The organism is Myroides phaeus, assembly GCF_900099675.1.
GTDB classification, from domain to species: domain Bacteria; phylum Bacteroidota; class Bacteroidia; order Flavobacteriales; family Flavobacteriaceae; genus Flavobacterium; species Flavobacterium phaeum.
The window spans coordinates 12,953-39,250 of the sequence record NZ_FNDQ01000016.1; the positions used below are offsets into that span (position 1 = coordinate 12,953).

Annotated in this window: 23 protein-coding genes; 16 read left to right on the plus strand and 7 right to left on the minus strand. The window is 33.5% G+C overall.

From position 1 onward, the window contains the following. The first annotated feature begins 1 nt into the window (after position 1). The 9 genes from hemE to dnaG all read left to right on the plus strand — a co-directional run bounded on the left by hemE (position 2) and on the right by dnaG (position 11,676). Positions 2 to 1,030 carry a uroporphyrinogen decarboxylase gene (gene hemE / locus BLT46_RS09065; RefSeq protein WP_090409448.1) on the plus strand — a complete coding sequence of 343 codons (1,029 nt, stop codon included), beginning with the start codon at positions 2 to 4 and terminating at the stop codon, positions 1,028 to 1,030. A 66-nt stretch (positions 1,031 to 1,096) separates the two neighbouring features. After that, positions 1,097 to 1,456 carry a hypothetical protein gene (locus BLT46_RS09070; protein ID WP_090409451.1) on the plus strand — a complete coding sequence of 120 codons (360 nt, stop codon included), beginning with the start codon at positions 1,097 to 1,099 and terminating at the stop codon, positions 1,454 to 1,456. 147 nt (positions 1,457 to 1,603) lie between these two features. Then, positions 1,604 to 2,509, plus strand: a complete 906-nt coding sequence (hemF, locus tag BLT46_RS09075) for an oxygen-dependent coproporphyrinogen oxidase (RefSeq protein WP_090409453.1) — start codon at positions 1,604 to 1,606, stop codon at positions 2,507 to 2,509. 126 nt (positions 2,510 to 2,635) lie between these two features. After that, positions 2,636 to 3,628, plus strand: coding sequence for a porphobilinogen synthase (gene hemB / locus BLT46_RS09080; RefSeq protein ID WP_090409455.1), 993 nt, complete (start codon positions 2,636 to 2,638; stop codon positions 3,626 to 3,628). Positions 3,629 to 4,102: 474 nt separating this feature from the next. Beyond that, positions 4,103 to 4,513: a c-type cytochrome gene (locus BLT46_RS09085; protein ID WP_090409457.1), complete on the plus strand. Its 411-nt coding sequence runs from the start codon at positions 4,103 to 4,105 to the stop codon at positions 4,511 to 4,513. A 462-nt stretch (positions 4,514 to 4,975) separates the two neighbouring features. Then, positions 4,976 to 6,577: a fumarate hydratase gene (locus BLT46_RS09090; protein ID WP_090409459.1), complete on the plus strand. Its 1,602-nt coding sequence runs from the start codon at positions 4,976 to 4,978 to the stop codon at positions 6,575 to 6,577. Positions 6,578 to 7,415: 838 nt separating this feature from the next. Beyond that, positions 7,416 to 8,456, plus strand: coding sequence for a dual-specificity RNA methyltransferase RlmN (rlmN, locus tag BLT46_RS09095; RefSeq protein ID WP_090409461.1), 1,041 nt, complete (start codon positions 7,416 to 7,418; stop codon positions 8,454 to 8,456). A 161-nt stretch (positions 8,457 to 8,617) separates the two neighbouring features. Beyond that, a complete protein-coding gene (locus tag BLT46_RS09100; protein WP_090409463.1) occupies positions 8,618 to 9,598 on the plus strand; it encodes a polyprenyl synthetase family protein in 981 nt (326 codons plus the stop codon). 95 nt (positions 9,599 to 9,693) lie between these two features. Continuing rightward, positions 9,694 to 11,676: a DNA primase gene (gene dnaG / locus BLT46_RS09105; RefSeq protein WP_090409465.1), complete on the plus strand. Its 1,983-nt coding sequence runs from the start codon at positions 9,694 to 9,696 to the stop codon at positions 11,674 to 11,676. A gap of 41 nt (positions 11,677 to 11,717) precedes the next feature. Here the strand turns inward: dnaG and BLT46_RS09110 are convergent, their stop codons facing one another. Together BLT46_RS09110 and nadE are read right to left on the minus strand one after the other, a co-directional pair. Further along, complete coding sequence (locus BLT46_RS09110) at positions 11,718 to 12,179, minus strand: hypothetical protein (protein ID WP_143021885.1); 462 nt, start codon at positions 12,177 to 12,179, stop codon at positions 11,718 to 11,720. Positions 12,180 to 12,246: 67 nt separating this feature from the next. After that, the gene (nadE, locus tag BLT46_RS09115) at positions 12,247 to 13,050 is read right to left on the minus strand and encodes an NAD(+) synthase (RefSeq protein WP_090409469.1); all 804 of its coding nucleotides are present in this window, start codon (positions 13,048 to 13,050) and stop codon (positions 12,247 to 12,249) included. Positions 13,051 to 13,120: 70 nt separating this feature from the next. Between nadE and gldB the strand changes: the two genes are divergently transcribed. Further along, entirely contained in the window at positions 13,121 to 14,107 is a 987-nt protein-coding gene (gene gldB, locus BLT46_RS09120) for a gliding motility lipoprotein GldB (protein ID WP_090409471.1), read from the plus strand. Next, positions 14,107 to 14,445 carry a gliding motility protein GldC gene (gene gldC / locus BLT46_RS09125; protein ID WP_090409473.1) on the plus strand — a complete coding sequence of 113 codons (339 nt, stop codon included), beginning with the start codon at positions 14,107 to 14,109 and terminating at the stop codon, positions 14,443 to 14,445. The genes gldB and gldC overlap by 1 nt, the downstream gene beginning before the upstream one ends. 37 nt (positions 14,446 to 14,482) lie before the next feature. On the opposite strand, the gene BLT46_RS09130 is transcribed toward gldC, so the two are convergent. The 4 genes from BLT46_RS09130 to BLT46_RS09145 form a co-directional block, all read right to left on the minus strand. Then, the gene (locus BLT46_RS09130) at positions 14,483 to 15,463 is read right to left on the minus strand and encodes a LuxE/PaaK family acyltransferase (RefSeq protein ID WP_090409475.1); all 981 of its coding nucleotides are present in this window, start codon (positions 15,461 to 15,463) and stop codon (positions 14,483 to 14,485) included. 95 nt (positions 15,464 to 15,558) lie between these two features. Next, positions 15,559 to 15,909, minus strand: a complete 351-nt coding sequence (locus tag BLT46_RS09135) for a T9SS type A sorting domain-containing protein (RefSeq protein WP_233269313.1) — start codon at positions 15,907 to 15,909, stop codon at positions 15,559 to 15,561. A gap of 116 nt (positions 15,910 to 16,025) precedes the next feature. Further along, entirely contained in the window at positions 16,026 to 17,189 is a 1,164-nt protein-coding gene (locus BLT46_RS09140) for a hypothetical protein (RefSeq protein ID WP_090409477.1), read from the minus strand. Positions 17,190 to 17,732: 543 nt separating this feature from the next. Next, complete coding sequence (locus BLT46_RS09145; RefSeq protein WP_090409479.1) at positions 17,733 to 20,480, minus strand: TonB-dependent receptor; 2,748 nt, start codon at positions 20,478 to 20,480, stop codon at positions 17,733 to 17,735. Between the two features lie 182 nt (positions 20,481 to 20,662). On the opposite strand from BLT46_RS09145, the gene BLT46_RS09150 reads away from it, so the two are divergent. The 5 genes from BLT46_RS09150 to BLT46_RS09170 all read left to right on the plus strand — a co-directional run bounded on the left by BLT46_RS09150 (position 20,663) and on the right by BLT46_RS09170 (position 24,152). After that, entirely contained in the window at positions 20,663 to 21,355 is a 693-nt protein-coding gene (locus BLT46_RS09150; protein ID WP_090409481.1) for a response regulator transcription factor, read from the plus strand. A 3-nt stretch (positions 21,356 to 21,358) separates the two neighbouring features. After that, positions 21,359 to 22,420, plus strand: coding sequence for a sensor histidine kinase (locus BLT46_RS09155; protein ID WP_090409483.1), 1,062 nt, complete (start codon positions 21,359 to 21,361; stop codon positions 22,418 to 22,420). 100 nt (positions 22,421 to 22,520) lie between these two features. After that, positions 22,521 to 23,192, plus strand: coding sequence for a tRNA (guanosine(46)-N7)-methyltransferase TrmB (gene trmB, locus BLT46_RS09160; protein ID WP_090409485.1), 672 nt, complete (start codon positions 22,521 to 22,523; stop codon positions 23,190 to 23,192). 1 nt (position 23,193) lies between these two features. Beyond that, a complete protein-coding gene (locus tag BLT46_RS09165; RefSeq protein ID WP_090409487.1) occupies positions 23,194 to 23,820 on the plus strand; it encodes an amino acid permease in 627 nt (208 codons plus the stop codon). Beyond that, entirely contained in the window at positions 23,820 to 24,152 is a 333-nt protein-coding gene (locus BLT46_RS09170) for an MGMT family protein (RefSeq protein WP_090409488.1), read from the plus strand. The genes BLT46_RS09165 and BLT46_RS09170 overlap by 1 nt, the downstream gene beginning before the upstream one ends. An 807-nt stretch (positions 24,153 to 24,959) precedes the next feature. Here the strand turns inward: BLT46_RS09170 and BLT46_RS09175 are convergent. Beyond that, on the minus strand, positions 24,960 to 26,285 hold the full coding sequence (locus BLT46_RS09175; protein ID WP_090409490.1) for a sensor histidine kinase: 1,326 nt from the start codon (positions 26,283 to 26,285) through the stop codon (positions 24,960 to 24,962). Positions 26,286 to 26,298 lie beyond the last annotated feature (13 nt).

A 26,298-nucleotide genomic window follows, 5' to 3' on the forward strand; every position in this document is an offset into this window, starting at 1 on the left:
AATGATTAAAAATGATTTATTCTTAAGAGCCTTAAAAGGAGAAACAGTAGAAAGACCACCTGTGTGGATGATGCGCCAAGCAGGTAGATATTTACCAGAGTTTCGTGCCTTACGAGATAAATATGATTTTTTTACACGTTGTAGAATGCCTGAGATCGCGGCTGAAATTACAGTGCAACCAATTCGTATTGTAAAACCAGATGCTGCAATTTTATTCTCAGATATTTTAGTAGTACCACAGGCGATGAATATTGATGTAGAAATGAAACCAGGTGTTGGACCTTGGGTGCCTAACCCTATTCGTTCTGCAAAAGATGTTGAGCAAGTGATTGTTCCTAATATTGAAGAGACATTAGGATATGTAATGGATGCTATTAAAGTTACAAAGGAAATGTTGAATGATGAGGTGCCATTGATTGGATTTGCTGGTTCTCCTTGGACTATCTTTTGTTATGCAGTAGAAGGAAAAGGTTCTAAGAGCTTTGATTTAGCAAAAGGATTCTGTTTTTCTGATCCTGTTGCAGCACATACATTGTTACAAAAAATTACTGATACTACTATTTTATACTTAAAAGAAAAAGTAAAAGCAGGGGTTAATGCTGTTCAGATTTTTGACTCTTGGGGTGGAATGTTATCTCCGGTTGACTATCAAGAATTCTCTTGGAGATACATTAATCAAATTGTAGAGGCGTTATCAGAGATTACTCCTGTTATCGTTTTTGGTAAAGGATGTTGGTTTGCGCTTCCTGAAATGGCAAAATCTAAAGCATCTGCATTAGGAGTTGATTGGACTTGTAGCCCACAAAATGCTCGTTTGTTTACAGGTGGAGATATTACTTTACAAGGAAACTTTGACCCAAGCCGCTTAATGTCGCCAATTCCTACTATCAAAAAGATGGTACACGAAATGATTGATGCATTCGGAAAAGATAAATATATCGTGAATTTAGGACACGGTATCTTACCTCATATCCCTGTTGACCACGCAAAAGCTTTTATCGAAGCTGTGAAAGAATACGAACAGAAATAATAAATATAAACAGAAAGGTTTACGAGTTAATTGTAAACTTTTCTGTCTTTTTATACCATATCGTTTATGCTAAATAAAGGAATAAAAAGTGAAGAAGATAGACGTATTGAGTCTATCGTTATGAAATTGTCGTCTATTGGTTTTGTACCTGATGACAAAAAAGTTATGGAAGACTTAGATGAGGAGTTGAAAAAAGTAGGGTTGAGTTATGAACATATGTTGACAATGACAGATAAGGAATTAGCACAACATCTCCATCGACTTAATTTTGCTTGGGATAAAATGGAGCAATTTGCAGATATTTTAGTTCAATGGGCTAAAAAAGAGGTTGCTTTAAAGCCAAAAGCAAAGGCTGTCTATCAATATATTCAGGATGAAAGCAAAATGTTTTCATTTGATATAATGAGCAAGATTAGTCAATTATAAAACAAGGTGATTGTTATGGCTATGGCGTACTATATCTGTTGTGATATAATTTTAATAGCTAACAAGAAATAGTGAGGGTAAACTTATAAACAATAGTGTTCATAAGTTCTTTTTTGTAGTAAAAAGCCTTCGGAAAGAATAGGTAGTATGAAAGAAAAATTTTATCAGTATATACAACAACTACAAGACCAAATTACAAAAGGGTTAGAGGATGTTGATGGAAAAGCTAAGTTTCAAGAAGATTTGTGGACTCGCCCTGAAGGGGGAGGTGGAAGAACGCGTGTCATTGAAAACGGGAATGTATTTGAAAAAGGGGGAGTAAACATCTCTGCTGTTCACGGCGTTTTACCTGTTTCAATGCAAAAGTATTTTAATGTAGGAGATGTTGATTTCTTCGCTTGTGGATTGAGTTTAGTTATTCATCCTACAAGTCCAATGGTGCCAACTGTTCACGCTAATTGGCGTTATTTTGAAATGTACGATAAACAAGGAAATGTGGTACGTTCTTGGTTTGGAGGAGGACAAGATCTTACGCCTTATTACTTATTTGATGAGGATGCGATTCATTTTCATTCTGTGTGTAAAACGGCTTGTGATAAACACAATGAAGCGTTTTATCCTCAGTATAAAAAACAATGTGATGAGTACTTTTGGAATGCACACCGCAATGAAGCAAGAGGTGTTGGGGGATTGTTTTTTGACCGTTTAGAAGAAACAACGGAAATGACTTCACAACAATGGTACGATTTTGTTACGGAGGTAGGGAATAGCTTCTTAGAGGCTTATGTGCCAATTGTTGAAAAACGCAAAGATTTGCCGTATACTGATGAACAAAGAAATTGGCAGGAGATTAGAAGAGGTCGTTATGTTGAGTTTAATTTAGTACACGATAAAGGAACTTTATTTGGACTGAAAACGAACGGTCGTATAGAGTCTATTTTAATGAGTTTACCTCCACACGTGCAGTGGGTGTACGATCATCACCCTGAAGAGGGAAGTGAGGAGGCACGACTATTAGAGATACTTGGTAATCCAAGAGAATGGGCAATTTAGTTTTCTGTTAACTATAAACAATATTAAAAACACATCGTAGTTTCCAGTTAGTGGTTTGCGGTTTCAATACTGTAAACAGTCAACCGTTAACTGTAAACTATCGACATTAATCAAAATATAAAGATTATGTTTCCATTACAAAGAGGTAGAAGATTAAGAACAAATGAGTCTATTCGTAGTTTAGTAAGAGAAACTATTGTGACTCCACAAGATTTTATGTTTCCAATGTTTATCGCAGAAGGAACAAATGTACAAGAAGCTATTCCGTCAATGCCAGGAATGTTCAGACGCTCTGTTGACTTAACGGTTAAAGAGGTAAAAGAACTTTATGCATTGGGTATTCGCGCTGTAAACATTTACGTAAAAGTAAGTGAGCATTTAAAAGACAATGCAGGAACAGAAGCGTGGAATCCAAACGGATTAATGCAAACGGCTATTAAGGCAATTAAAGACGCTTGTCCAGAGATGATTGTTATGCCTGACGTGGCATTAGATCCATATTCAATTTATGGGCACGATGGTATTATTGAAAACGGAGTAGTTGTCAATGACCCAACAGTAGATGCATTGATGAAAATGAGTGTTTCTCACGCTGAAGCAGGAGCAGATTTCGTAGCACCAAGTGATATGATGGATGGTCGTATTTTGCGTATGAGACAAGCGTTAGATCAAAGCGGATTTACAAACGTGGGAATTATGAGCTATTCTGCAAAATATGCGTCTGCTTTTTACGGACCTTTCCGCGATGCTTTGGATAGTGCACCTGTTGATAATATGGAGATTCCAAAAGATAAGAAAACGTATCAAATGGACTATGCAAATAGAATTGAGGCAGTAAAAGAAGCGTTGTATGATGTGGAAGAAGGAGCAGATATTTTAATGGTAAAACCAGGGATGGCTTATTTAGACATCGTACGTGAGGTTAAAAATGCTGTGAATGTGCCAATTTCAGTTTACCAAGTTTCTGGTGAATATGCAATGGTTAAGGCTGCATCAGAAAGAGGATGGTTAGACCACGATCAAATTATGATGGAGCAATTAACTTGTATTAAACGTGCTGGGGCAAGTATTATCTCAACATACTTTGCTAAAGAAGCGGCAATTTTATTGAATAAATAATTTTTCAATTGTTATAATGAGAAGGGTGTCCTACTGCGACACCCTTTTTTTGTGGCCTTTTTTTGTTATAAATGGGAGGTGCTTAATTGGAATAGATAGTAGGATAAACATTTTTATTTTTAACTACAACCAGTATTTTTAAAACTTATTTTCGATGATAAGGTGGTTTTAAAACAAAATTATATGAGTTTTATACTGTCTGTTTGTATATTCATTCTTAACTGTATGTATATTCAATGTACAGTTTTACATAAGAAGTATACATTGACTATACATACAGTATACATACACTATACAAGGAAGCACTTTAAGATGTGCTTAATTATACTTTATTTTTAGTATAATTTGTGTATTACAGCAAGTAGAGACAAGGCGTTTGTTTCGTCATTTTATCTAAATAAATAGAATGTTTTTCAAATCTATATTTTGGTACTGATTTTGTAGTTTTGTAAGAACAACAAATAAATAAAGTGTATGACAACATTTATAAAATCTGCTTTAGTGGTTTTTGCCGCTATGAGTATGCTTGCTTGTGGTAATAAAGAAGAAAAGAAAGCACCAGAACCTGTTTATGAATCAGAAAGAGGTGGAGCGACAGAGATGTCTGATGCAGAGAAAATAGCTTTGGGTAAAAAGTTATTTGAAGGAAAGGGAACTTGTTTTTCGTGTCATATGGCCGATAAAAAAGTGATTGGACCAAGTATTAAAGAAATTGTTGAGGTATATGAAAAGCACAATGCTGATCTTGTTTCGTTTTTGAAAGGTAATGAGGAACCAATTGTAGAGCCTTCTCAATTCGCTGTGATGCAAGCAAATTTCACAATAACTAAAAAGATGACTGATGTTGAGTTGGAATCATTAGTTGCTTATATGAAAAGTATTTAGTTGAACTGTAAAACGTTCTCATTTATAGTTAGAAATCCTGAGGTGTAATGCTTCAGGATTTTTTTTGTGTTTTTTGAGAGGTATTGATCTTCTTTGAAAAGAAAAGGCCTTTAATTCTGGTAATGAGTAGATTGATCGTTGTTTGCTTACTAATAAGAAAAGTGTTTTTTTCGTGATTAATAAGTTTTTATAGAAGAAATGTGAATAGAATAATTTAATTAATTGTATGAAATACAGTGTTTTATTCTATTAAAATTAGAAAGATAGAAGATTTGATGTATAGAGTGTTGAGGTTCGCTTTAAAAGTTGTAATAACCTTTTTACTGCTTTTACAAATGAATTATTTAGATGAATTCAAAATGTTGTTAAACCCTTGTAAATGCTGGTTATTTAGACTTGTTCTAAGGATGTTTGAGGGGTATATTTAGTAACTTTACTAAGTTAAATTAAACTAACAATTCAATGGACTTCATATATCAAGAACCGTATCCAATCCTAAAGGATGATACACAGTACAAAAAGATATCTTCTGAGTATGTAAAAGTAGAGAAATTAGGAGATCGTGAAATTTTAGTAGTTGATCCTAAGGGGATTGAATTATTAGCAGAAACGGCAATGACTGACGTTTCTTTTATGTTGAGAACAGCTCACCTTGAAAAGTTAAGAGCTATTTTAGATGATCCGGAAGCGACAGATAACGATCGTTTTGTGGCTTATAACTTATTGCAAAATGCAGCTGTTGCTATTGACGGGCAATTGCCTTCTTGTCAAGATACAGGTACTGCAATTGTAGTAGCTAAAAAAGGTGAAAATGTATATACAGGTTCTAATGATGCCGAGAGTTTATCAAAAGGGATCTTTGAAACTTACCAAAAGAAAAACTTGAGATATTCTCAAATTGTTCCGATTAGTATGTTTGAAGAGAAAAACTCTGGTTCAAATTTACCTGCACAAATTGATATTTATGCGACACAAGGGAATAAGTATGAATTCTTATTCTTAGCAAAAGGTGGAGGTTCTGCTAACAAAACGTTCTTGTACCAAAAAACTAAGTCTTTATTAAATGATAAAAACTTAACTGAGTTTATCAAAGAAAAAATTATGGACTTAGGTACTGCTGCTTGTCCTCCTTATCACTTAGCTTTAGTGATTGGTGGTACGTCAGCTGAGGCTAACTTAGCTGCTGTGAAAAAAGCATCTGCAGGGTACTATGACAATTTACCTACTTCTGGTAATATGGGAGGTCAAGCTTTCCGTGATTTAGAGTGGGAGAAAAAACTACAACTTATCTGTCAAGAGTCTCATATTGGAGCGCAGTTTGGTGGTAAATATTTTACTCACGATGTACGTGTAATCCGTTTACCTCGTCACGCTGCTTCTTGTCCTGTTGGATTAGGTGTTTCTTGTTCTGCTGATAGAAATATCAAAGCGAAAATTACTGCTGAAGGATTATTCGTTGAGCAATTAGAAACTAACCCAGCAAGATTATTACCTGCGACAGCTCCTCATTTAGAAGAGCCGGTAGTAATTGACCTTGATAAACCAATGAAAGAACAATTGGCTGAATTGACAAAACATCCAATTAAAACTCGTGTAATGTTAAATGGAACTGTGATTGTAGCACGCGACATCGCTCACGCAAAAATCCAAGAAATGTTAGACAATGGGCAAGAAATGCCTGAGTACTTTAAAAATCACCCAGTGTATTATGCTGGACCTGCAAAAACTCCAGAAGGAATGCCTTCAGGAAGTTTTGGACCGACAACTGCTGGACGTATGGACCCATACGTTGATGCTTTCCAAGCTGTAGGTGGTAGTATGATTATGCTTGCTAAAGGTAACCGTTCTCAAGCTGTTACTGATGCTTGTAAAAAACACGGTGGTTTCTATTTAGGTTCTGTTGGTGGACCAGCTGCTATACTTGCAAAAGAGAATATCTTAAGCGTTGAGGTGGTTGACTTCCCAGAATTAGGAATGGAAGCTGTACGTAAGATTAAAGTGAAAGATTTCCCTGCGTTCATCATCACTGATGACAAAGGAAATGACTTCTTCCAAAACTTATAAGAATAAACTAACGATTCAATAAGCAAAAGAGCTAACTATTATGGTTAGCTCTTTTTTTGTGGGATAATTTTAGTGGGGAATATTCTAAATCTAATAGTTGTTTATAGTGTAAGTAAATACTTGATTTTGAAATAATAATATTATTATAAAACTGGTGTTAATATTAGCAAATACGAGTGCTTTTTTTTTATTATTTCGTAATTTTAATATGTCCTAAAGAAGTGAATAAAGGTTGTAGGAATAAGGATAAGGTTACCAATTAAAACAGAAGGCATACTTTCTGTATGCGTTTACAAGAAAATAAGTTTACATAGTTTTGATTTATATTTGAGATTTAAAAGAGGCTGTCTTTTTAGACAGCCTTTTTTTATGTTCTGTGAATTCAAGTGTATAGGTGTATTTCTTGTTCAATTTAAAAAAAATATTCTTTAATTGGTTGTTTTATAGTTTGTTAAATCAATATAAAATAGGGATAATCGTTTTTATAAATAAAATTTTCTTGCAGATTTTGAGGTCAAAATGTTAAATATAATTTTTACTCATTCTAAATAGTGATGTTTTGTAATTTTGAATGGAAGTAAATTTAAAAATATAATAATGATTTATGAAATTGGTTAGTTAGTTTTATAATTGATAAAGGATGCTTTTTGTTTTTATAAGGCATCCTTTATTTAGTTTACTAAGTACTCAATAGTTTTTTTGACTGTGAAATGTGGTTGAGTCATAGCATTAAATGTCAATAAAGGGTTTGGTAATAGTTAATCATTTTATCAGTTTTAATAGCATACAGCTGTATTAAATTATTTAGAATTAATCAGAAATAAATTAACTTTGCAGCATGCAAACGGATAAAAAAGATATTAGAAGCTTATCGAAAGAAGAATTGAGAGACTTTTTTGTAGCTCAAGGTGATAAGGCATTTAGAGGGAACCAAGTTTACGAGTGGTTGTGGAATAAAGGAGCGCATACTTTTGAAGATATGAGTAACTTATCTAAGACTACACGTGAAATGTTGATGGATAATTTTGTGATTAACCACGTAAAGGTGGATAATATGCAATGTAGTTCAGATGGAACTATTAAAAATGCTGTGAAACTTCACGATGGCCTTGTAGTTGAATCTGTTTTAATTCCAACTGCTACAAGAACTACTGCTTGTGTTTCGTCTCAAGTAGGATGTAGTTTAGATTGTGAATTTTGTGCTACTGCGCGTTTAAAACGTATGCGTAACTTGAATCCAGATGAGATTTATGACCAAGTATTGACGATTGATCGTCAGAGTCGTGAACATCGCAATATTCCATTGTCAAATATTGTATTTATGGGAATGGGTGAGCCATTGATGAACTACAATAATGTACAAAAAGCTATTGATAAGATTACTTCTGAAGAGGGCTTAGGTATGTCGCCTAAACGTATTACTGTATCAACTTCTGGTATTCCAAAGATGATTACGAAATTAGCAGATGATGGCGTTAAGTTTAAACTGGCGGTTTCTTTACACTCAGCTATTGAGGAGATTCGTAACCGTATTATGCCTTTCTCAAAAAGCTTTCCTTTAACTGATTTGCGCGATTCATTGCAATACTGGTATTCTAAAACGAAGAGTAAGGTTACTTTTGAGTATGTGATTTGGAAGGGAATTAATGACGATAAAAAGTCTATTGATGCTTTAGTTAAGTTCTGTAAATACGTTCCTTGTAAAGTAAACTTGATTGAGTATAATCCAATAGATGATGGGGAGTTTCAACAAGCAGATGAACAAGCAACGCTGAATTATATCAAAGCATTAGAGGCAAATGATATTACTGTAGTTGTAAGAAGAAGTAGAGGAAAAGATATTGATGCTGCTTGTGGACAATTAGCTAATAAGTCGTAATTACTTTTAACAGAAGTAATGTTGATTATTGGTTTAATGACGCTTTTTTTCAATCGATTTTAAGATTTGTTAGAAATGCTTGTTTTTTAGTTGTTTAGGATTGTGAAATCTCTTAACAGGAAAGGAGCTATAGATATAAAAAAGTCGTATTTTTGGTTACAATGAATATAGTACAGCAAATAAAACAGCCCATACAGCAGGAGATGGACCTCTTTGAAAAGAAGTTCCGCAATTCAATGGCTACAAAAGTAGCCTTGCTGAATAGAATTACTTACTACATTGTAAATAGAAAGGGGAAACAAATGCGTCCAATGTTTGTTTTCTTAGTGGCTAAAATGACAGGAGAAGGACAAGTTAATGAACGCGCTTATCGCGGGGCTTCTGTTATTGAACTTATCCACACAGCTACTCTTGTACACGACGACGTTGTGGATGATAGTAATAAGCGAAGAGGGTTCTTCTCTCTTAGTGCTTTGTGGAAAAACAAAATTGCCGTTTTAGTAGGTGATTACCTTTTGTCAAAAGGATTATTATTGTCAATAGATAATGGTGATTTTGACTTATTACGCATTATTTCTGTGGCTGTACGTGAAATGAGCGAAGGGGAGTTATTACAAATTGAAAAGGCAAGACGACTTGATATTACTGAAGATGTTTATTACGAGATTATTCGTCAAAAAACAGCTACATTAATTGCTGCGTGTTGTTCTCTTGGTGCGGCAGCTGTTCAACCAGAGAATGCTGAACTTATTGAGCGTATGCGTAAGTTTGGTGAGTTGATAGGTATGGCGTTTCAGATTAAAGACGACTTGTTTGATTATTCTGATGGGCCGATTGGTAAGCCAACTGGAATTGATATTAAGGAGCAAAAGATGACTCTTCCGTTGATATATGCATTAAATGTGTCTGAGCCGAAGAACCGAAAATGGTTGATTAACTCGGTGAAGAACTATAATGAGGATAAGCGTCGCGTGAAGGAAGTGATTGCTTATGTGAAAGAAAAGGGAGGATTGGAGTATGCTACAAAAAAGATGGTTGAATACCAACTTGAGGCATTAGCTATTTTAAATGATTTTCCTGATTCTCCTTATAAAGAAGCGTTAACCACTATGGTTAATTACGTTATTGAAAGAAAAAAGTAGTAATCTACTTTGCTATATATACACGGGAGTTGCTTAGACTAAAATGGTTTAAGCAACTTCTTTTTTTATCTTTGTCTATTCAAAATTAAAGTGAAATGATTTCTAAAAGTACTATTGATGCCGTTTTTGACGCAGCTCGTGTAGAAGAGGTGATCGGAGATTACGTAAACCTGAAAAAATCGGGTAGTAATTTCAAAGGTCTAAGCCCTTTTGTGAACGAGAAGACTCCGTCGTTTATGGTATCTCCAGTTAAGCAGATATGGAAAGACTTTAGTTCTGGAAAAGGAGGGAATGTGATTAGTTTCTTAATGGAACACGAGCATTTCTCTTATCCTGAGGCAATTCGCTACTTAGCCAAAAAGTACGGTATCGAGATTGAAGAGACGCAACAGACAGATGAGGAGAAGGAGCATATGAATGAAAAGGAAAGTATGTTTGTGGTGTCTGAGTATGCCAAAAAATACTTTCACGATACAATGTATGAAACGGAAGAAGGAAAGGCAATCGGGATGTCTTATTTTAAAGAACGTGGGTTTACACCAGAGACTATTAAAGACTTTGGGTTAGGATATTCTCCTGATAAATGGACTGCATTTACTGATGATGCGATACAAAAAGGATATTCATTGGAGTACCTTGAAAAGACAGGACTAACGATTGTTAAAGAAGACAAGAAGTTTGACCGCTTTAAAGGACGTGTGATGTTCCCTATTCAAAGTATGTCTGGTCGTGTTTTAGGATTTGGTGGACGTATTTTGACTAATGATAAAAAGGCTGCTAAATATCTGAACTCCCCAGAGAGTGATATTTACCACAAAAGTAAAGTGTTGTATGGTATCTACCACGCAAAACAAGAAATAGCAAAGAAAGATAATTGCTACTTAGTTGAGGGGTATACAGACGTTATCCAGATGCATCAAGCAGGGATTAAAAACGTGGTTGCGTCTTCGGGTACTGCCTTAACACCCGATCAGATTCGCTTAGTAAGCCGTTTGACAAAAAACATTACGATGTTGTTTGATGGTGATGCTGCAGGAGTACGTGCTTCGTTGAGAGGAGTAGATCTGATTTTAGAAGCAGGAATGAATGTTCGTGTTTGTTCGTTGCCAGAAGGAGAAGACCCAGATAGTTTTGCAAGAAAACATACACAAGAACAATTAGAGGCGTATTTTGAAGGAAATGCGAAAGACTTTATCCGTTTCAAAGCAAGTTTGTTGATGGATGAAGCAAAGAATGATCCTATCAAAAAAGCTGATCTAATTAGGGATATGGTTGTGAGTATTTCTAAAATACCAGACCAAATTCAGAAAGAGATTTACGTGCAAGAATGTGCGCGTATAATGGATATTTCAGAGGAAGTATTGTTTAATTCTTTAGCACAAATCGGGCGAAAAGAATTAGCAGATGCTAATAAAAAGTTCATTGAAGAGAAGAAAAAACTCGAAGTAGTTCATTCAACTCCACAAGATAAAGAACAGATAGATCCTCAATATAATTTAGAGCGAAAGATAATAGAGATATTGCTTTTATACGGTAATGAACGCGAAGTTTTTATTGAGTTACTTCTGGATGCAAATGAAGATAACGAAGTAATTGAAGTAGAGAATAAAGTAGAGCAAAAGGTGTATGAGCGCATTTTCTTGAGTTTACAAGAAGATGAGGTGCAATTAGCTAATCCGTTATTTAAAGCTATTTACAGTGATATTATGGATTATTACAACCATAATGAGTGGAGTTTAGAAAACTATTTAAAAAGGTTAGATCCACAGTTTTCAAATGAAGTAACCAGTATCATTATGGAGGATGAAAAGAATTCATTACACAAGTGGGAGTCACAGAATATTATTGTGAAACAAAAATCACAAGGTATTTCTCAGTACGTTACAGAAACAATATTGACACTTCGAATGTATTTAGTTAATACAATGATAGATAAGTATAAAGCGAAATTGAAAGATGCAGAAGAGAAGCGTTCGTTGGAACTATTGTCAATCATTATGGATTATACAAGTCTGATAAATATGTTTTCAAAGCGATTAGGACAAGTAACGTCTCGTTTTAAAACAATAGATAATTAAACAAGAAAGCCACTTTAGACTCTAAAGTGGCTTTCTTGTTTTTATTCGTATATGATTGTATCAACGATTACATCATCTGTTCTTAACTTTGGTACAATAGCATTGTACGTTATAAAGTCCTCATATCTTTGACGGTTATTGTAAAGTTTAACTTCTAATAAAACTTGATTAGAATAATTGCAAAATTGCGTTAGGATGGTTTCAATTTTTACATTTCTGTTTTTAATATAAACCTGCCCTATGATTAAATCATAGCGAGAAAAGTCTATTTGATTTTCGAAATAACGCGCATCTTTAACTCTATCTCTAAATTCTCTTTGAGACCTAATAACCGTGTATTCATTTACTTTAAGTCCGCGAACGATTAAATCTCTTGGATCAATATTAGCAGAAGGCCTAAGATCATAAGTATTGACATATCCTTCATAGCATCCATAATCATCTGTTGTAGAACAAGCAGAGAAAGACAAGATAGCTATAAATAATAAAATAATTTTTTTCATTCCCTTATTTTTTGTCAAATGTAATATTTTTAGCCAATAACTGACAAAAAGTATAGAATAGCGATTGTTATTTTAATTCTTGCGGTATTATACAAACTGGAATAGGCTGTATTTTGTGTTGATTGATTCGATTTAATCGGCTGTATATTTCGAAAACTTCTTTTTCTCTACCTGTAAAGTCCTCTACTTTTGCACCTCTTTCATAAGCAAGCATTGCTACTTCTAATTCGTCATAATTAGCACCTAATTGATCCTCATCAGAACGTTCATCACCAAATAAACCATCTGTTGGTTTAGCGATTATAATGCTACTCGGAACTTTTAAGAACTCACCAATAGCTCTAACTTCAGATTTCATTAAGTCGGCAATTGGACTAACATCTACACCACCATCACCATATTTTGTAAAGAAACCAACACCAAAGTCTTCTACTTTATTTCCTGTTCCTGCAACTAAGCTTCTGTGTAATCCAGCATAGTAATAAAGCGTAGTCATTCTCAACCTCGCTCTTGTATTAGCAAGCGTAAGATTTAAAAGGACTTCGTTGTCAGAAGAAGGTACAGCATTTTTAAATGTTTCGAATGATGAAGTTAAGTCAGCTTCTGTAGCTTGAACATTAGGAAAGTTTTGTTGTAAAAAAGCGATGTGCTCTTTTGCTCTACTAACCTGTGTAGGGTCTTGATGAATAGGCATCTCTACACAAAGAAGAGGTAGTCCCGTCATCGCACATAAGGTTGAGGTAACAGCAGAGTCAATGCCTCCTGAGATCCCAATTACATAACCTTGTACTCTTGCATTCTCAGCGTATTGTTTTAACCAAGTAACAATATGTTGTGTAACCGCTTGTGTATTGAAGTTTTTATTAATCATGTCTTAGAATATTTGTGATAGGTTGTGTACTATCTTACTATATTTGTATTCGGTATAAAAATATAACAAGATGACATTTTTCAAATTTAGTAATTTATCCCTTGTAGTTTTGTTTGTGAGTAGTCTTTTTTATGTTGGATGTGGCAATAAAGAAAGTCAACTCGAAAAGGAAATAGGTGCTATTCCTGTTGAAATGCAAGTAGAGCGTTTTGATGAAATATTTTATGCAAGTAAAGCAGAAGAGTTACCTGCAGTAAAACAAAAGTTTCCTTATATGTTTCCAGCTCAACTTACAGATGAGTTTTGGATTGAGAAAAAGAGCGATACAATTTTTCAAGAGTTAAATGAAGAAGTAGAGAAACAATATAAAGATTTGGGTGCTTTGCCAAAGGATTTGGAATCATTCTTTAAGCATATAAAATATTACTTTCCTGAAGAGGGTACAAAAAAGAAAGTAATAACAGCAATTTCAGAAGTAGATGTTTCTGTGAAGGCAATATATGCTGATAGTTTAGCTTTGATTGCTTTGGATACTTACTTAGGTAAGGACCACCGATTTTATATGAATTTCCCGGAGTACTTAAGAGGAACGTTTGACAAAAGTCAGATATTACCAGATTTAGCAGAGAGTTTTGTGATGCAGAAAATGCGACCGAATACTGACAGAACATTTGTAGCAAATATGGTTCAACAAGGGAAGATGTTATACGCAAAAGAGCTATTGTTGCCAAGAGTTGATAAGGAAAATTTAATTGGTTATACCAAAGAACAATTAGCTTGGTGTGGGGAAAATGAAGAATATATGTGGCGTTATTTTGTTGAAAATCAATTGTTATTTGAAACAGATTCAAAGTTAAGTACCCGTTTTATAGAGCCTGCACCTTTTTCTAAATTCTATTTAGACATAGATACAGATAGTCCAGGAAAAGTAGGGGCTTGGTTAGGTTGGCAAATTGTACGTTCGTATATGAAAAATAATAATGTAACTTTGCAACAACTTTTTAATACACAAGGAAAAGAAATTTTCGAACAATCAAAATACAAACCGAGAAAGTAATGAGTAAAAATCACGTTTCTGATATAAAAATTAGAGTAGAGTTAGATGAAAATCGCGTTCCAGAAAATATATCATGGACTGCAAAAGACGGTGGTGTTGAAAATGCTGCTTCAAAAGCGATGTTGTTATCTATATGGGATCACAAAGTAAAAGAAACTTTGCGTATTGATTTATGGACAAAAGATATGCCTGTTGATGAAATGAAAAAATTCTTTCATCAAACATTAGTAGCTATGGCGGATACTTTTGAAAGAGCGACAGAAGACGAAAAGATGTCTGCTACAATGAAAGACTTTTGTGATTATTTCGCAGAGAAAATGGACTTATTAGAAAAATAAAATAAGGAATAAAAAAGGAGCTTAATAGCTCCTTTTTTTATACTACCATAAGGTTACAACCTCGTATGTCAGAATTGTCAAATCTTCCAAGTATTTCGAAAGTTCCATCTGAGTATTTCTTTCCTAAATCTTGTGTTGCGATAAATGAACACGAGTTTATATTCGCTAAATCAATTACATTAACTCCTCCTGTTTTACCTTCTTCCACATAAGTTAAAGCATCTTCGGGATCGCGCGTAAGGATATCCATCCACGGTGGGCATTCAAAAATACCGTCTCCAAAAGAATACCCTTGAGACAGTAATTCTGTCATTCCATACTCTGAGTGTATTTTATTTACACCGAATCCGTCACATAATATTTTATGTAATTCCTCTCGGATCATTTCTTTTCTACGACCTTTCATTCCTCCTGTTTCCATAATAATGGTATTTTTTAGGTCAAACTTATTCAGTTCGATTAAATCAAGAAGAGCATAAGTAACTCCGATAAGAAGAATGTTTTTTCCTTGTTGGTCTAAGTCTATTAATTTAGAAGATAGCTCTTCGTAATTGTGAAGATAGAAACCACTTTCAGGATGATTAGAAGAATTGATGAAGTCCTCAGCCATATAAATAAGAGAAGATCCTTCACGCTCCAAATAAGAAGGCAAAAGAGCTAAGACTACGTAGTCTTCAATATTTCCATAAAAGTGTGAGAAAGCAGCTCTAAAGCTCTCCTCGTAGAAAGACAGGTCTGTTACGTGATGTTTACTTGTTACCATTCCTGTTGTACCACTACTTGTAAAAGTAGTTTTAATAGGATCTTTAGAGCTTAATACCTCTTTTGATTTAAAGAATTGGATAGGTAAAAAAGGTACATCAACTAATGTTTTTACATTGGTAGGAGTTCTTTCTAATAAGTTACAGAATTGTTGATATACAGGATTATTTTCATACTGAAAACGAAAGACTTTCATAGCAATTTTATGAAATTCTTTCTTCGTTTGAATTTGTATAATTTCTTCTGGTTTAAACACGGTACAAAATATTTTAAGGCAAAAGTACAAATAAAAAAAGAGCATCACTTTTATGCGATGCTCTTTTTCAGTTAAATCTAATATTTTAAAAATGCTTACTTGATAACAATCTTTCTTGTAGAAGTAGCATTATTTTCTCTAATCTTTATAATATAAATTCCTGCATTAACGCTGTAAGGCAAACTAAGTTCTTTTGTATTCATAGTCATTGCAAATACTTTTTTACCCACTACATTATAAAGCTCAACCTCTTTAGGGTCGTTTTTCGTCGATTCTATATACAACTTTCCGCTGGCAGCAGCAGGGTTAGGGGATATAGATAGCCCTTCGATATTCTGGTTCGAAAATCTTGGTTCATTGTAACGCAATCCACTTTGCGCGAATGCTGAGCTTGCGCCTAACATTGTAATGAACAATACGATAGTGTAAAAGTATTTATTTGCCATCTAAGAGAAATTATGGTATAAAAGTAGTAATAATTATTCTAATAAAAAATTAAAAAGCGTATGCTTTTTAGGGCATACGCTTTTTTTTAACATTTTTTATTTTGAAAAGTGATATGTTATAATCCCACTGTCCATCCTTTTGTCCATTCTGGAACACCAGCACCATTACCAGCACCACTGTTATTTGCTTCACTTAGTACTTTAGTTGCATCAGAAGCATTTCCTTTTGTGTCTTTACCAGAAACTTTAGTTGTTACATCAATTAACTGTACATTTTTAACAAATAAAGATCCTTTAGATACGTTGTCAAGTGTTTCATCGTGTTCAACATCGATACCTACTTTCCATCCGCTTAATACAATATTAGAGATTTGACCTTTAGTACCTTCACGTAATTTTAAGGCAGTACCTTCTCCTTTTTTAGCAGAGATTAAAGTAACACCATCAATTTTTGGATCAGAATATGGGTTTGCACTTCTGTTATTACTGTTATTATCTGCTTCAAATCCTCTATCTGCAGTTCCTGATTGTTTAGAATACCAAAATTTGTTTTCTTGTCCATTCCACCCTTCAGTCCAATCGAATTGGTCGTCATCGTTGTTTGTAGATACTAAATATTGCGCACTTACAGTTCCACCAAACCACTCAAAACCATCATCTGAACCTTCGTGAGCTTGTACATATTGAATAGTAGTACCGCTACCAACTCCAAACATTGAAAGACCATTAAATTCTTTTTCACTGTTGTAGTTTGCTCCTGCATATTCAATTCTTAAATACTTGATTGAACCTGAGTTGTCATTTGCAACGTTTCCTCCGTACGTTAAGTCTGATACTTCAGCAGTAGCAGATGTTCCTTTATTGATAGGAGCTTTTCCACATAGTACTAAACCTCCCCAGCTACCTCTTTCTTTTTCAGCAGCAGTCATTACAACTGGATTATTTTTATTTCCTTCAACAAAGATTTGTCCTCCTTGAGCAACAGCGATATAAGCGCTTGTTCCTCCTGTTCCAACGATTACAACACCTTCAGGAATAGTTAACTTAGCACCATCTCCAACTACAAGTTTACTTTTTAAGCTGTATGTTTTGTTTTTCTCAAGTTTTAAGTGTTCTCCTTTTTTAAGTTCCCCTCCAATTGAGTTTTCTGTTGTTGGTGGAGTAATTGTTCCTCCGTCTCCAGGTTTACCTGTATTGTTTGAGTTGTCGTCTGACGAGCAGCTTACAAATAATACTGACGCTAATGATAGTGTTAATCCAAGTCTAAGTAGCTTTTTCATAATTTAAAAGTGTTATAGTTTTTTTTCTGTAACAAAGATGCAGCTGTAATATTACCAGTGTGTTAATGAAGTGTGATGAAAACATTAAATATGAGCCACTTGTATGTCTTTTGTGTTAAGACAACAAAGAAGTTTAGTTAGGTAAATTACTTGTTTTTCAAGGGGGAATAGTACGCGAGTAATCTTGGCAGATTATTATATTTAATGGATTTCAGATTGATGAGATAAGAAGGGAATATGATTGTACTTGTTCTATTAAACTAAATAAACTATATCTGCATATTAGCTATTTACCTTTTTATCAGAGCAATTACATTTACCTATTGATAATCTGTATGACGTTAAACGGAACTACAGATTATATTTCTATTTTCAGAGATCTACCTGTGCTACTGTAAAGTTGTTTGTAAGTGTATAAGATTGACAGCAATATTTTAAATATTTACGAGAAGAAGCATATTGATGATGGTCAAAAAAAAACCGGTTGAATTCAAATTCAACCGGCATAAGTTCCCTCGAAAAGTTACTTATCTAAACACAACGTTAAAATGTATAATTGAAGCCTAAACTGAAATTAGAACCAACTTTATACGATTGTACTAATATGTCTTTTGTTAGATTTTCTTGTTTTCTTTCAATTTTTGGATCTAATAAGTTTTTAGCTGTAAAACTCATTCCAAAATTTTTAGAGAAGTTCATTTTAAAAGAGAAGTCTAACATTCCAAATGATTTGTCAACTAAGTTCCCTCCTTGCTCAGTACCTAAAGAATATAATTTATCAGAGAAGTGTGCATAAGAAACAGTAGTAGTCAAACTTTGATCCCCCCATTCCTTGATGTATGAAATGTCAGCATTTAATAAGAAGTCTGATGCCCCTGTAAAACTTGCATCTTCGTGTGTAAAAGAAGTACTTAGATATTTGTTTTCACGGTTTACTTTTTCGTTGTCTAACTTTTGGTATGTTTTCATAATTGAAGCATTCACACCACCAGTAATTTTATTTGTATTCACATCATCAAAGCTGATTAAGTTTTTTCTAACCTCTATTTCAACTCCTGCTGCATAACCATAATCACCCGTATTAGCATACGTAATGTCATTTGAAGATGAAGAAGAAACAATCTCATTGATTGGATTTTCGATGTACTTACCAAAACCAGTTACAGAAAACACTTCATCATTAGTAGGGAAAAACTCCCATTTTAAGTCAAAGTTATAGTCATCAGAAGCGTATAAGTCAGGGTTACCCACTTTAATTTCTGTTACATCTTCATAAATAAAACGCGCTCTTTCTTTGAACTGAGGCAGAGTATATGTTTTAGAAAAAGCAAATCTTAAATTGTTTTTATCATTTACAGCGTATCTCAATGATAAACTTGGCAAGAATGCATTCTTAGAAAACTTATTCTCTGTTTTTATAACATCTAATTGCGTTTGCCAATCAACATCCTGAGATATTTTTTCAAAACGCAATCCTACAATACCAGACAATTTGTCTGACAATTTATATTCCACATTTGCAAAACCAGCATTAATAAGTAAATCACCATTATAAGTTTGTGGTTTTAATGCGTCAGGCGTATTTACACCACCTCTAAACGTATACGTTTTGAAGTATCCGTTTTCAAAGTTAGTTTGATTAAAGAACTGATCTAAAGCATACGGATTAATGTTATTATTGTATTCATTATTGATTTGGAATACAAATTGAGTTGCTTCAAATTTACGCTCCTTACTTCTCATATTGTATCCAACAGTAAGTTTACCATTGTATAAATTCTCTTCATTTTTACCGAATTTATAATCTACAGCTAAGTTAGCAGCAATTTCATTTTCAGTAAGGTCTTCAAAGTAACGATTGTTATCAGATCTTGAATTGATTGAAAATTTATAAGCATCGCTATCTTTTAGCTTATTGACTGTGTACTGTTGTCTATCAGGAGTTTGTGCCGAAACGCGGTTATATGTAACTCCCCAATTTAAGTCCCATTGCTCTGTTAAGTTATGCGTACCCAACAATTGGTTAACAAACAACATATCTTGTTTGTAGTTTTGTCTATTTAAGAAAGTATAGTCAGTATTATCAAGCGTAATATCTCTAATAAATCCGCGATATTCATCGTTCTTTTCTTGAGAGTCGTTAATGAATAATACGTTGTATTTAATGCTGTTTTTAGAATTGATATTATAATCAGCATTAAACATTGCAGTAGTATTTGTATTGTATTCAAAAGACTCCATATCTAAGTTCTTAGTAAAGTCGTTTTGCGCTTGTGCTGTGCGAGAAATACCCTTTTTATGTTTGAAATTATTGCTAAAAGAAATTGTAGCAAATAAATTTAAAGACGACTCAGCTCCAAAGTAAAAAGATTTACCACCATCTAAGCTAAGACCTAATCCGTATGGCGTTCTTTCGTTAGTCTGTGTGGTATTTGTAAAGGTATAAGCAGCCAAAGGATTAGTAGGAATATCTTTTTTAGAAAAACCAATATAATTTCTATTACCCGTTGTTCTAAAGCTATTTTGATCAAAAGCATTTGTGTTAAGGTTTGAACTAACCCCCAACTGTACATAACCTTCTCCGCTGTGTTTTTTAGAAATAATATCAATATTACCCCCAGCAAAATCCCCATAATTACGAGTACTATATGTTTTATCGATAGATAAATACTCTACAATATCCGTATTAAAGATATTTAAACTGATATTTTTCTTTTCTGGATCATTTGAAGAAAGAGGCAAACCATTGAAAGAAGTACTATTGTAGCGATCACCTAATCCTCTTACGAAGATAGTTCCAGAGCCTTCTTGTTTAGAAACTCCTGTTGTTTTTGTCACAGCAGTAGCAACATCACTAACCCCTTTTCGAGAAAGTTCTTGAGAACCAATATGCTGTTTGATTTCAGCAGAGCGTTGTTGTTCAATCAATAAAGCAGATTCTCTTGCTTTAGAACGAGTAGCAGTTACAACTACGCCTTCCAACTCTACGTGTTCATCTTGTAAAGCTATATTAAGTGATTTTTTTTCTTTGGCTACAACGGTAATCTTTTGTTCTTGTTGAAGGTATCCAATGTATTCGAAAATGATTGTGTGCGTACCCGGATCTAAAGTTAATAAGTAGTTTCCATCAAGATCTGTATTTACTCCAATAGATGTATTTTTAATACTAACTGTGGCATACGGTAAAGGTTCTTTAGTTGTGTTGTCTGTTATTTTTCCTTTGATTTCTGCTTTTTGACCAAAGGCTATTGCAGTTGCCAATAAAAAAATAAATGATAGGTAGTTTTTCATAAAAATTTAAAAGTTGTGTTTATGAATGCAAATAACCTTTGTTTTTTATTGAATAGCATTAATCTAATATTATGCTTTAGTAATCTAATATTAATTAATTGTTAACACATTAATTAATTGTAAAGTAGGTGTTTACTTCTATTTAATATTCTATATTTGGAAGGTAAAACATTGTTGAAATCATGAAAAACTCGAAGATTAAAATCTTGTTGGTAGATGATGACCCGGATATTATTGACGTAATTAATTACAATCTAAAAAAAGAAGGTTACAAGATTTTTATTGCTAATAGTGGTGCAGAAGCATTAGAAACAGCAAGAAAAGTAAAGCCACATTTGATATTGCTTGACGTTATGATGCCTGAAATGGATGGTATAGAAACGTGTGAAGGGCTAAGAAAGATGAAAGGTCTTTCTAACACAGTAATTGCATTTTTGTCAGCAAGAGGAGAAGATTATTCTCAAGTTGCAGGATATGATGCTGGAGCAGATGACTATATAACTAAGCCTATAAGACCAAAAGTTTTAATTGGTAAAGTAAAAGGATTGCTTAGACGTTTTACAAATGATGATGAAAATAATGGAGATGCTGTTTCTTTTGGGGACTTAGTTATTAATAGAGTGATGTATAAGGTTTTCTTGAGAGACGAAGAGATAAGATTACCTAAAAAAGAATTTGAATTGTTATCATTACTGAGCTCTAATCCAGGTAAAGTATTTGATAGATATGAAATTCTTGACCTTATCTGGGGAGTTGATGTTGTAGTAAATGATCGTACAATTGATGTTCACGTAAAAAAACTTCGCAGTAAACTTGGCGAGAATATTATCAAGACTATTAAAGGAGTTGGTTATAAATTTGAAATGGAAGATTAATCAATGGCTGTTAAGTTTAAGAACTCTTATAAGTTTGCAATAAAGTCATCATCTGTTATTACTTTGATTAGTTTTATTGTTTTATTTCCTTTTACTTTTTACTTTTTAGAGATCTCTTTGTGGTATCTTTTACTTTATAGTGTCTTTCTTTACACCATATCCTTTTTTATTTTACAATATAGGGTAGAGTACTTTATATACCGTAGAATAAAAAAAATTTATGACAATGTCTCACTTTTAGAGCATAGTGAATTACGACCAAGATCTGTGACTACGGATATTAAAACGCTCACAGAAGAGATTGAAAAGTTTGCTTTAAACAAAAAAATAGAAGTAGAGTCCTTAGAAGTTCGTGAAGAGTATAGACGTGAATTTTTAGGCAATATTTCTCACGAATTAAAAACCCCTCTTTTTACAATTCAAAGCTACTTAGACACACTAATTGATGGTGCTATTGATGATTTAGAAGTGCGTGATAACTATTTAGAACGCACAAGTCTCAGTGTAGAGCGATTAATCTATATTGTGCAAGACTTGGATATGATTACAAAATTAGAAACAGGTCGACTTCATTTAAATCTAACCACATTTGATATTGTGGAGACTATTCAAAATGCGTTTAACTTTTTAGAATATAAAGCCCAAAAGCGCAATATTTCCTTGATTTTTGATATGAACTATGACAAGCCTATTTATGTCGTAGGAGATAAAGAACGCATTGGTCAAGTTGTAACGAACTTAATTGACAACTCGATTAAATACGGTAAAGAAAAAGGAACTACGGAAGTAAGTATAGAAGACCTTGTGAAGAATAAATTAATCGTGAGAGTTACGGATAACGGAACAGGAATTAAAAAAGAGAATATCTCTCGTTTATTTGAACGTTTTTATCGCATCGACAAAAGTGGTTCACGAACAGTAGGAGGCTCTGGATTAGGACTTTCTATTGTAAAACATATCGTTGAAGCTCACGATGAACACATCTATGTAGAGAGTAGTTATGGCTACGGTTCTGAATTTTCCTTTACCTTAGAAAAGGCTTTAACGAGTAAGCTTGAAAAATAAAATCTGTATCTTATTGACAGATAGCGTTAAAGAAAAAAATAAAAAATTTTACTTTCGGTATAATTACTTAATTTTGCGCAAATTTTTAATTGAATAAAACGTGGGAAGTAAAAATAAATTAAAGCGATTCAGAGAGAACGAAACTTTTGACAACGTGTTTCAACCTACAAGAGAAGAAATGCTTGAAAATTTACCACAGAAAGGTAACTGGGGTAAAGAAGTATTTAAAAACGACAATCCAATTATCCTTGAGTTAGGATGTGGAAAAGGAGAGTACACCGTTGAGTTAGCTAAACGTTTTCCTGAAAAGAACTTTATTGGAATAGACATCAAAGGAGCTCGTTTTTGGCGAGGTGCAAAAACTGCTGTTGATTCTGGAATGAAAAATGTAGCTTTTTTACGTACTCAAATTGAATTAATTGAATACGCTTTTGCACAAGGAGAAGTTAGTGAGATCTGGATTACTTTCCCTGATCCTCAAATCAAGTACAAACGTACAAAACACCGTTTGACAAATAGCGAGTTTTTACAGCGTTATAAGCGTATTTTAAAAGAAGATGGTATAATGAATTTAAAAACTGACAGTGAGTTTATGCACGGTTATACTTTAGGTTTATTACACGGTGAAGGACACGAAGTGCTTTACGCTAACCACCACGTTTACAAAAATGAAGGTGCTCCAGCTGTAGTAACTGAAATTCAAACGTTCTACGAATCTCAATATTTAGAGCAAAACAAAGCGATTACTTACATTCAATTTAGAATTAAGTAGAATGGTATTTGAGATATTTACATTACTATTATTAGGATTTTTTGCAGCAACTCTGGGAGTTTCCCTTCCCGGGTTGCTTAATATGACTGCCGTAAAAATAGCTAAAGAAGACGGAGGTAAGCAAGCGTTTTTATACGTTTGTGGTGCTTTGGCTGTAATATTTGTTCAAACCTATATCGCTATCTTTTTTGCAAAGTTAATTGATTCGAGTCCTGCTATAACAGAAGCATTACACGAAATAGGGCTTGTTATTTTTGGGTTGTTAACTATTTACTTTTTATTCTTTGCTAAGAAAAAAGAGAAGAAGAAAAAACAAAGTCCTTCTAAGCTTAAGTCTCCTTTTTTATACGGAGGTTTATTAGCTGCTATTAATGTATTTCCAATACCATATTACGTATTTTTAAGTGTTACATTATCCAGTTACAATTATCCCATTTTTGAGATGATTTATACAAGTTTCTTTTCATTAGGAGTTGTTTTAGGTTCTGGATTAATGTTTTACATCTACGTTTCTTTCTTTAAAAAGCCTTCACGTGAAGATGCTTTTATCCTCAAAAATATCAATTATGTGATTGGTTCAATCACAGGAATAATCAGTTTAATTACCATTTATAAACTGTTTTCGTAATGGCAGACAAAGACAATTTCTTTGAACGAGTTTATGCCGTTGTAAGGCAAATACCTGAAGGAAGAGTTACAACTTATGGTGCTATTGCAAAGGTGATAGGAGCTGCAAAGTCGGCTCGAATGGTTGGTTATGCAATGAATGCTTCTCATTTTGACGACACAGTGCCCGCACATCGCGTTGTAAATCGCGTTGGACTATTAAGTGGTAAACATCATTTTGATGGAACTAATCTTATGCAACAGCTTTTAGAGAGCGAAGGCATTGTTATTAAAGACAATAAAGTTCAAGACTTCCAAGAACTATTGTGGATACCCCCTGTATGTGTAGAATAGTAATTATTCTGGTCTTTATATATTATATCAGTTAGTTTCTTTTGTGAAAAACAAGGCGGAGAAGTAAAAAGTACCATTGGTTTCTGCACCACTTTTTTGAATTAAAAAGTAATTTAATGACTCTTTTTTAAAGCTTTTTTCTATAAAAACACAATTCAAAAGTTGTTTTTTGTCCAAATTAACCTATTTCAATCCTTTTTTTTGTAGTTAATTATAAAACTTTTTTCTTGTTCAAAAAAGGCTGTGTAAAAAAGATAAATCTCTTGTATCCCTTGCTGTAAAAGGGCCTGTAAATGCTATTAGGATTGTATTCTCTTGTTAGCAGTAGGATTTATAGTATAATTTAGTCCAATTTTTAGATTAGTTATTCTCTGACATATACGCAAAATTCTCTGACAATTGTCCGAGTTTACTGGCCTGAGCATCATTTTAGTCGGACAACTGTCGGAGGATTGTCAGATAAGCCTCAGATAAGTCTAAAAATAGAGCTTTGTTATTGTATTTTAAAAGAGTTGTTTAAATTAGGCTATATGTGTAATTTGTCTTTGTTGACAGAAAATTATACTCCTTTTTTTATAAGATGTAATTGGTGGTGTAGCACGTCAAAAAGAAATTTTCTTTAAAGGCAAATATATTCTCAGGCATAGTGTTGTAGTCTGGCGAATTTAAAGAAATTGACAACAAGTAACCAAAGCGTAGGACATTACAATACAGTAGCTAAACAGCCTAAGAATACTTTTATAGCAATGCCAAGTACTAAACGTTAAGTGAAGTAAATGGTGTTTACTATTTAGAAATTAATCATTTTTAGTTAAGAGGGAAGTTTAAAGTAAATACAGTCGTTTCCTCTTTGCGACTATAAGAAAGATAACCATTGTGCATTTCCACGATATTTTTAGACAACGGCAGACCAATTCCTGCCCCTTCTTCACGCGTAGTGTAGAAAGGAATAAAAATTTTATCCTTAATTGCTTCTTCAATACCAGGACCATTGTCAATAACCTCAATCCACAAGCGATTGTTCTTTTCAAAAAGGTGGAGTTGTATTAATTTACTTTCTTGTTTATTAACAGCAAACATCGCGTTGGTTAATAAGTTTATGATTACCTGTTCCATTTGATGCACATCCCATTCAAGAGTAGGATTACTTTCAAAGTTATACGCTAAGGTAATTTGTTTGTTTTTAAACAAAGGAGACAATGTTTCCATACTGTTTTTCAATACATCAGCCACAGCTACTAATTGTTTTTTAGGACTTGGCATCATTGTCAACTTGCGGTAGTTATTGATAAACTGTTGCAAGTGATCTGTTCTATTGACAATAGTGTTTATACTCACCTTTAAATCGTCTATATCATCATCTGTCAGCGGAGTTTCTTCATTTAAAATTTCTTGTGTATTATGAGCTAAAGAGTGAATAGGTGTAAGGGAATTCATAATCTCGTGAGAAATAATTTTCATTAGATTTTCCCACGTATCTCTTTCTTTTTTGTCCAATACCTTTTGAATAGAATCTAAGAGAACAATGAAGTATTCTTGATTTTGGCTAACCGTTGTTGAAGTTTGTAAAATGAAAGTCTGTTTTTCGTCATTTTCAATTTTAATATCAATAGGTTCTTTCGACTCCTTAAAGCCTAAGTGTTGTAAATGACTTGTCAATGCAGGTAATAGGCGGTCTAAGTTAGTCCACGATTTTACCTTTGGAATATCAAACAAATGAGAGAAGTAATCGTTGATCAAAAACACTTCCCATTTGTCTTCTTTTTTTTCAAGGATAACAATTCCCGTTTCTATATTGTTTAGAATGTTGAGGTACACCAATTCTCTAACCTCATTTTCTTGTTGTTTATTCTGTAATTTCTGATAGAGCAATTGCAAATTGTTCATTGTCTCATTCGCTTGTGGTTTATTTGATTTCAAAGAGAAGTCATCATAAATCATCGCTAATAATATGCGGTCAATGGTGTTGTAATACTTCTTTTGAAAAAAGTATAATTCCACAAAAAGAACAGCAATTAGCAATACTACTAATAGCAAAGAATAGTACAATCCCTGTGAATATAAATTCATAGCTAATACTCCTAAAAGAAGTATTAAAACGATGCGTATAAATGCTTTAGTGTGAAAAGACATATTGCGTACTTTA

Bases quoted from the DNA above. Each gene is read 5' to 3' on its own strand.
- hemE (WP_090409448.1), top strand. From the start codon at position 2: ATGATTAAAAATGATTTATTCTTAAGAGCCTTAAAAGGAGAAACAGTA.
- BLT46_RS09070 (WP_090409451.1), top strand. From the start codon at position 1,097: ATGCTAAATAAAGGAATAAAAAGTGAAGAAGATAGACGTATTGAGTCT.
- hemF (WP_090409453.1), top strand. From the start codon at position 1,604: ATGAAAGAAAAATTTTATCAGTATATACAACAACTACAAGACCAAATT.
- hemB (WP_090409455.1), top strand. From the start codon at position 2,636: ATGTTTCCATTACAAAGAGGTAGAAGATTAAGAACAAATGAGTCTATT.
- BLT46_RS09085 (WP_090409457.1), top strand. From the start codon at position 4,103: ATGACAACATTTATAAAATCTGCTTTAGTGGTTTTTGCCGCTATGAGT.
- BLT46_RS09090 (WP_090409459.1), top strand. From the start codon at position 4,976: ATGGACTTCATATATCAAGAACCGTATCCAATCCTAAAGGATGATACA.
- rlmN (WP_090409461.1), top strand. From the start codon at position 7,416: ATGCAAACGGATAAAAAAGATATTAGAAGCTTATCGAAAGAAGAATTG.
- BLT46_RS09100 (WP_090409463.1), top strand. From the start codon at position 8,618: ATGAATATAGTACAGCAAATAAAACAGCCCATACAGCAGGAGATGGAC.
- dnaG (WP_090409465.1), top strand. From the start codon at position 9,694: ATGATTTCTAAAAGTACTATTGATGCCGTTTTTGACGCAGCTCGTGTA.
- BLT46_RS09110 (WP_143021885.1), bottom strand. From the start codon at position 12,179: ATGAAAAAAATTATTTTATTATTTATAGCTATCTTGTCTTTCTCTGCT.
- nadE (WP_090409469.1), bottom strand. From the start codon at position 13,050: ATGATTAATAAAAACTTCAATACACAAGCGGTTACACAACATATTGTT.
- gldB (WP_090409471.1), top strand. From the start codon at position 13,121: ATGACATTTTTCAAATTTAGTAATTTATCCCTTGTAGTTTTGTTTGTG.
- gldC (WP_090409473.1), top strand. From the start codon at position 14,107: ATGAGTAAAAATCACGTTTCTGATATAAAAATTAGAGTAGAGTTAGAT.
- BLT46_RS09135 (WP_233269313.1), bottom strand. From the start codon at position 15,909: ATGGCAAATAAATACTTTTACACTATCGTATTGTTCATTACAATGTTA.
- BLT46_RS09140 (WP_090409477.1), bottom strand. From the start codon at position 17,189: ATGAAAAAGCTACTTAGACTTGGATTAACACTATCATTAGCGTCAGTA.
- BLT46_RS09145 (WP_090409479.1), bottom strand. From the start codon at position 20,480: ATGAAAAACTACCTATCATTTATTTTTTTATTGGCAACTGCAATAGCC.
- BLT46_RS09150 (WP_090409481.1), top strand. From the start codon at position 20,663: ATGAAAAACTCGAAGATTAAAATCTTGTTGGTAGATGATGACCCGGAT.
- BLT46_RS09155 (WP_090409483.1), top strand. From the start codon at position 21,359: ATGGCTGTTAAGTTTAAGAACTCTTATAAGTTTGCAATAAAGTCATCA.
- BLT46_RS09165 (WP_090409487.1), top strand. From the start codon at position 23,194: ATGGTATTTGAGATATTTACATTACTATTATTAGGATTTTTTGCAGCA.
- BLT46_RS09170 (WP_090409488.1), top strand. From the start codon at position 23,820: ATGGCAGACAAAGACAATTTCTTTGAACGAGTTTATGCCGTTGTAAGG.
- BLT46_RS09175 (WP_090409490.1), bottom strand. From the start codon at position 26,285: ATGTCTTTTCACACTAAAGCATTTATACGCATCGTTTTAATACTTCTT.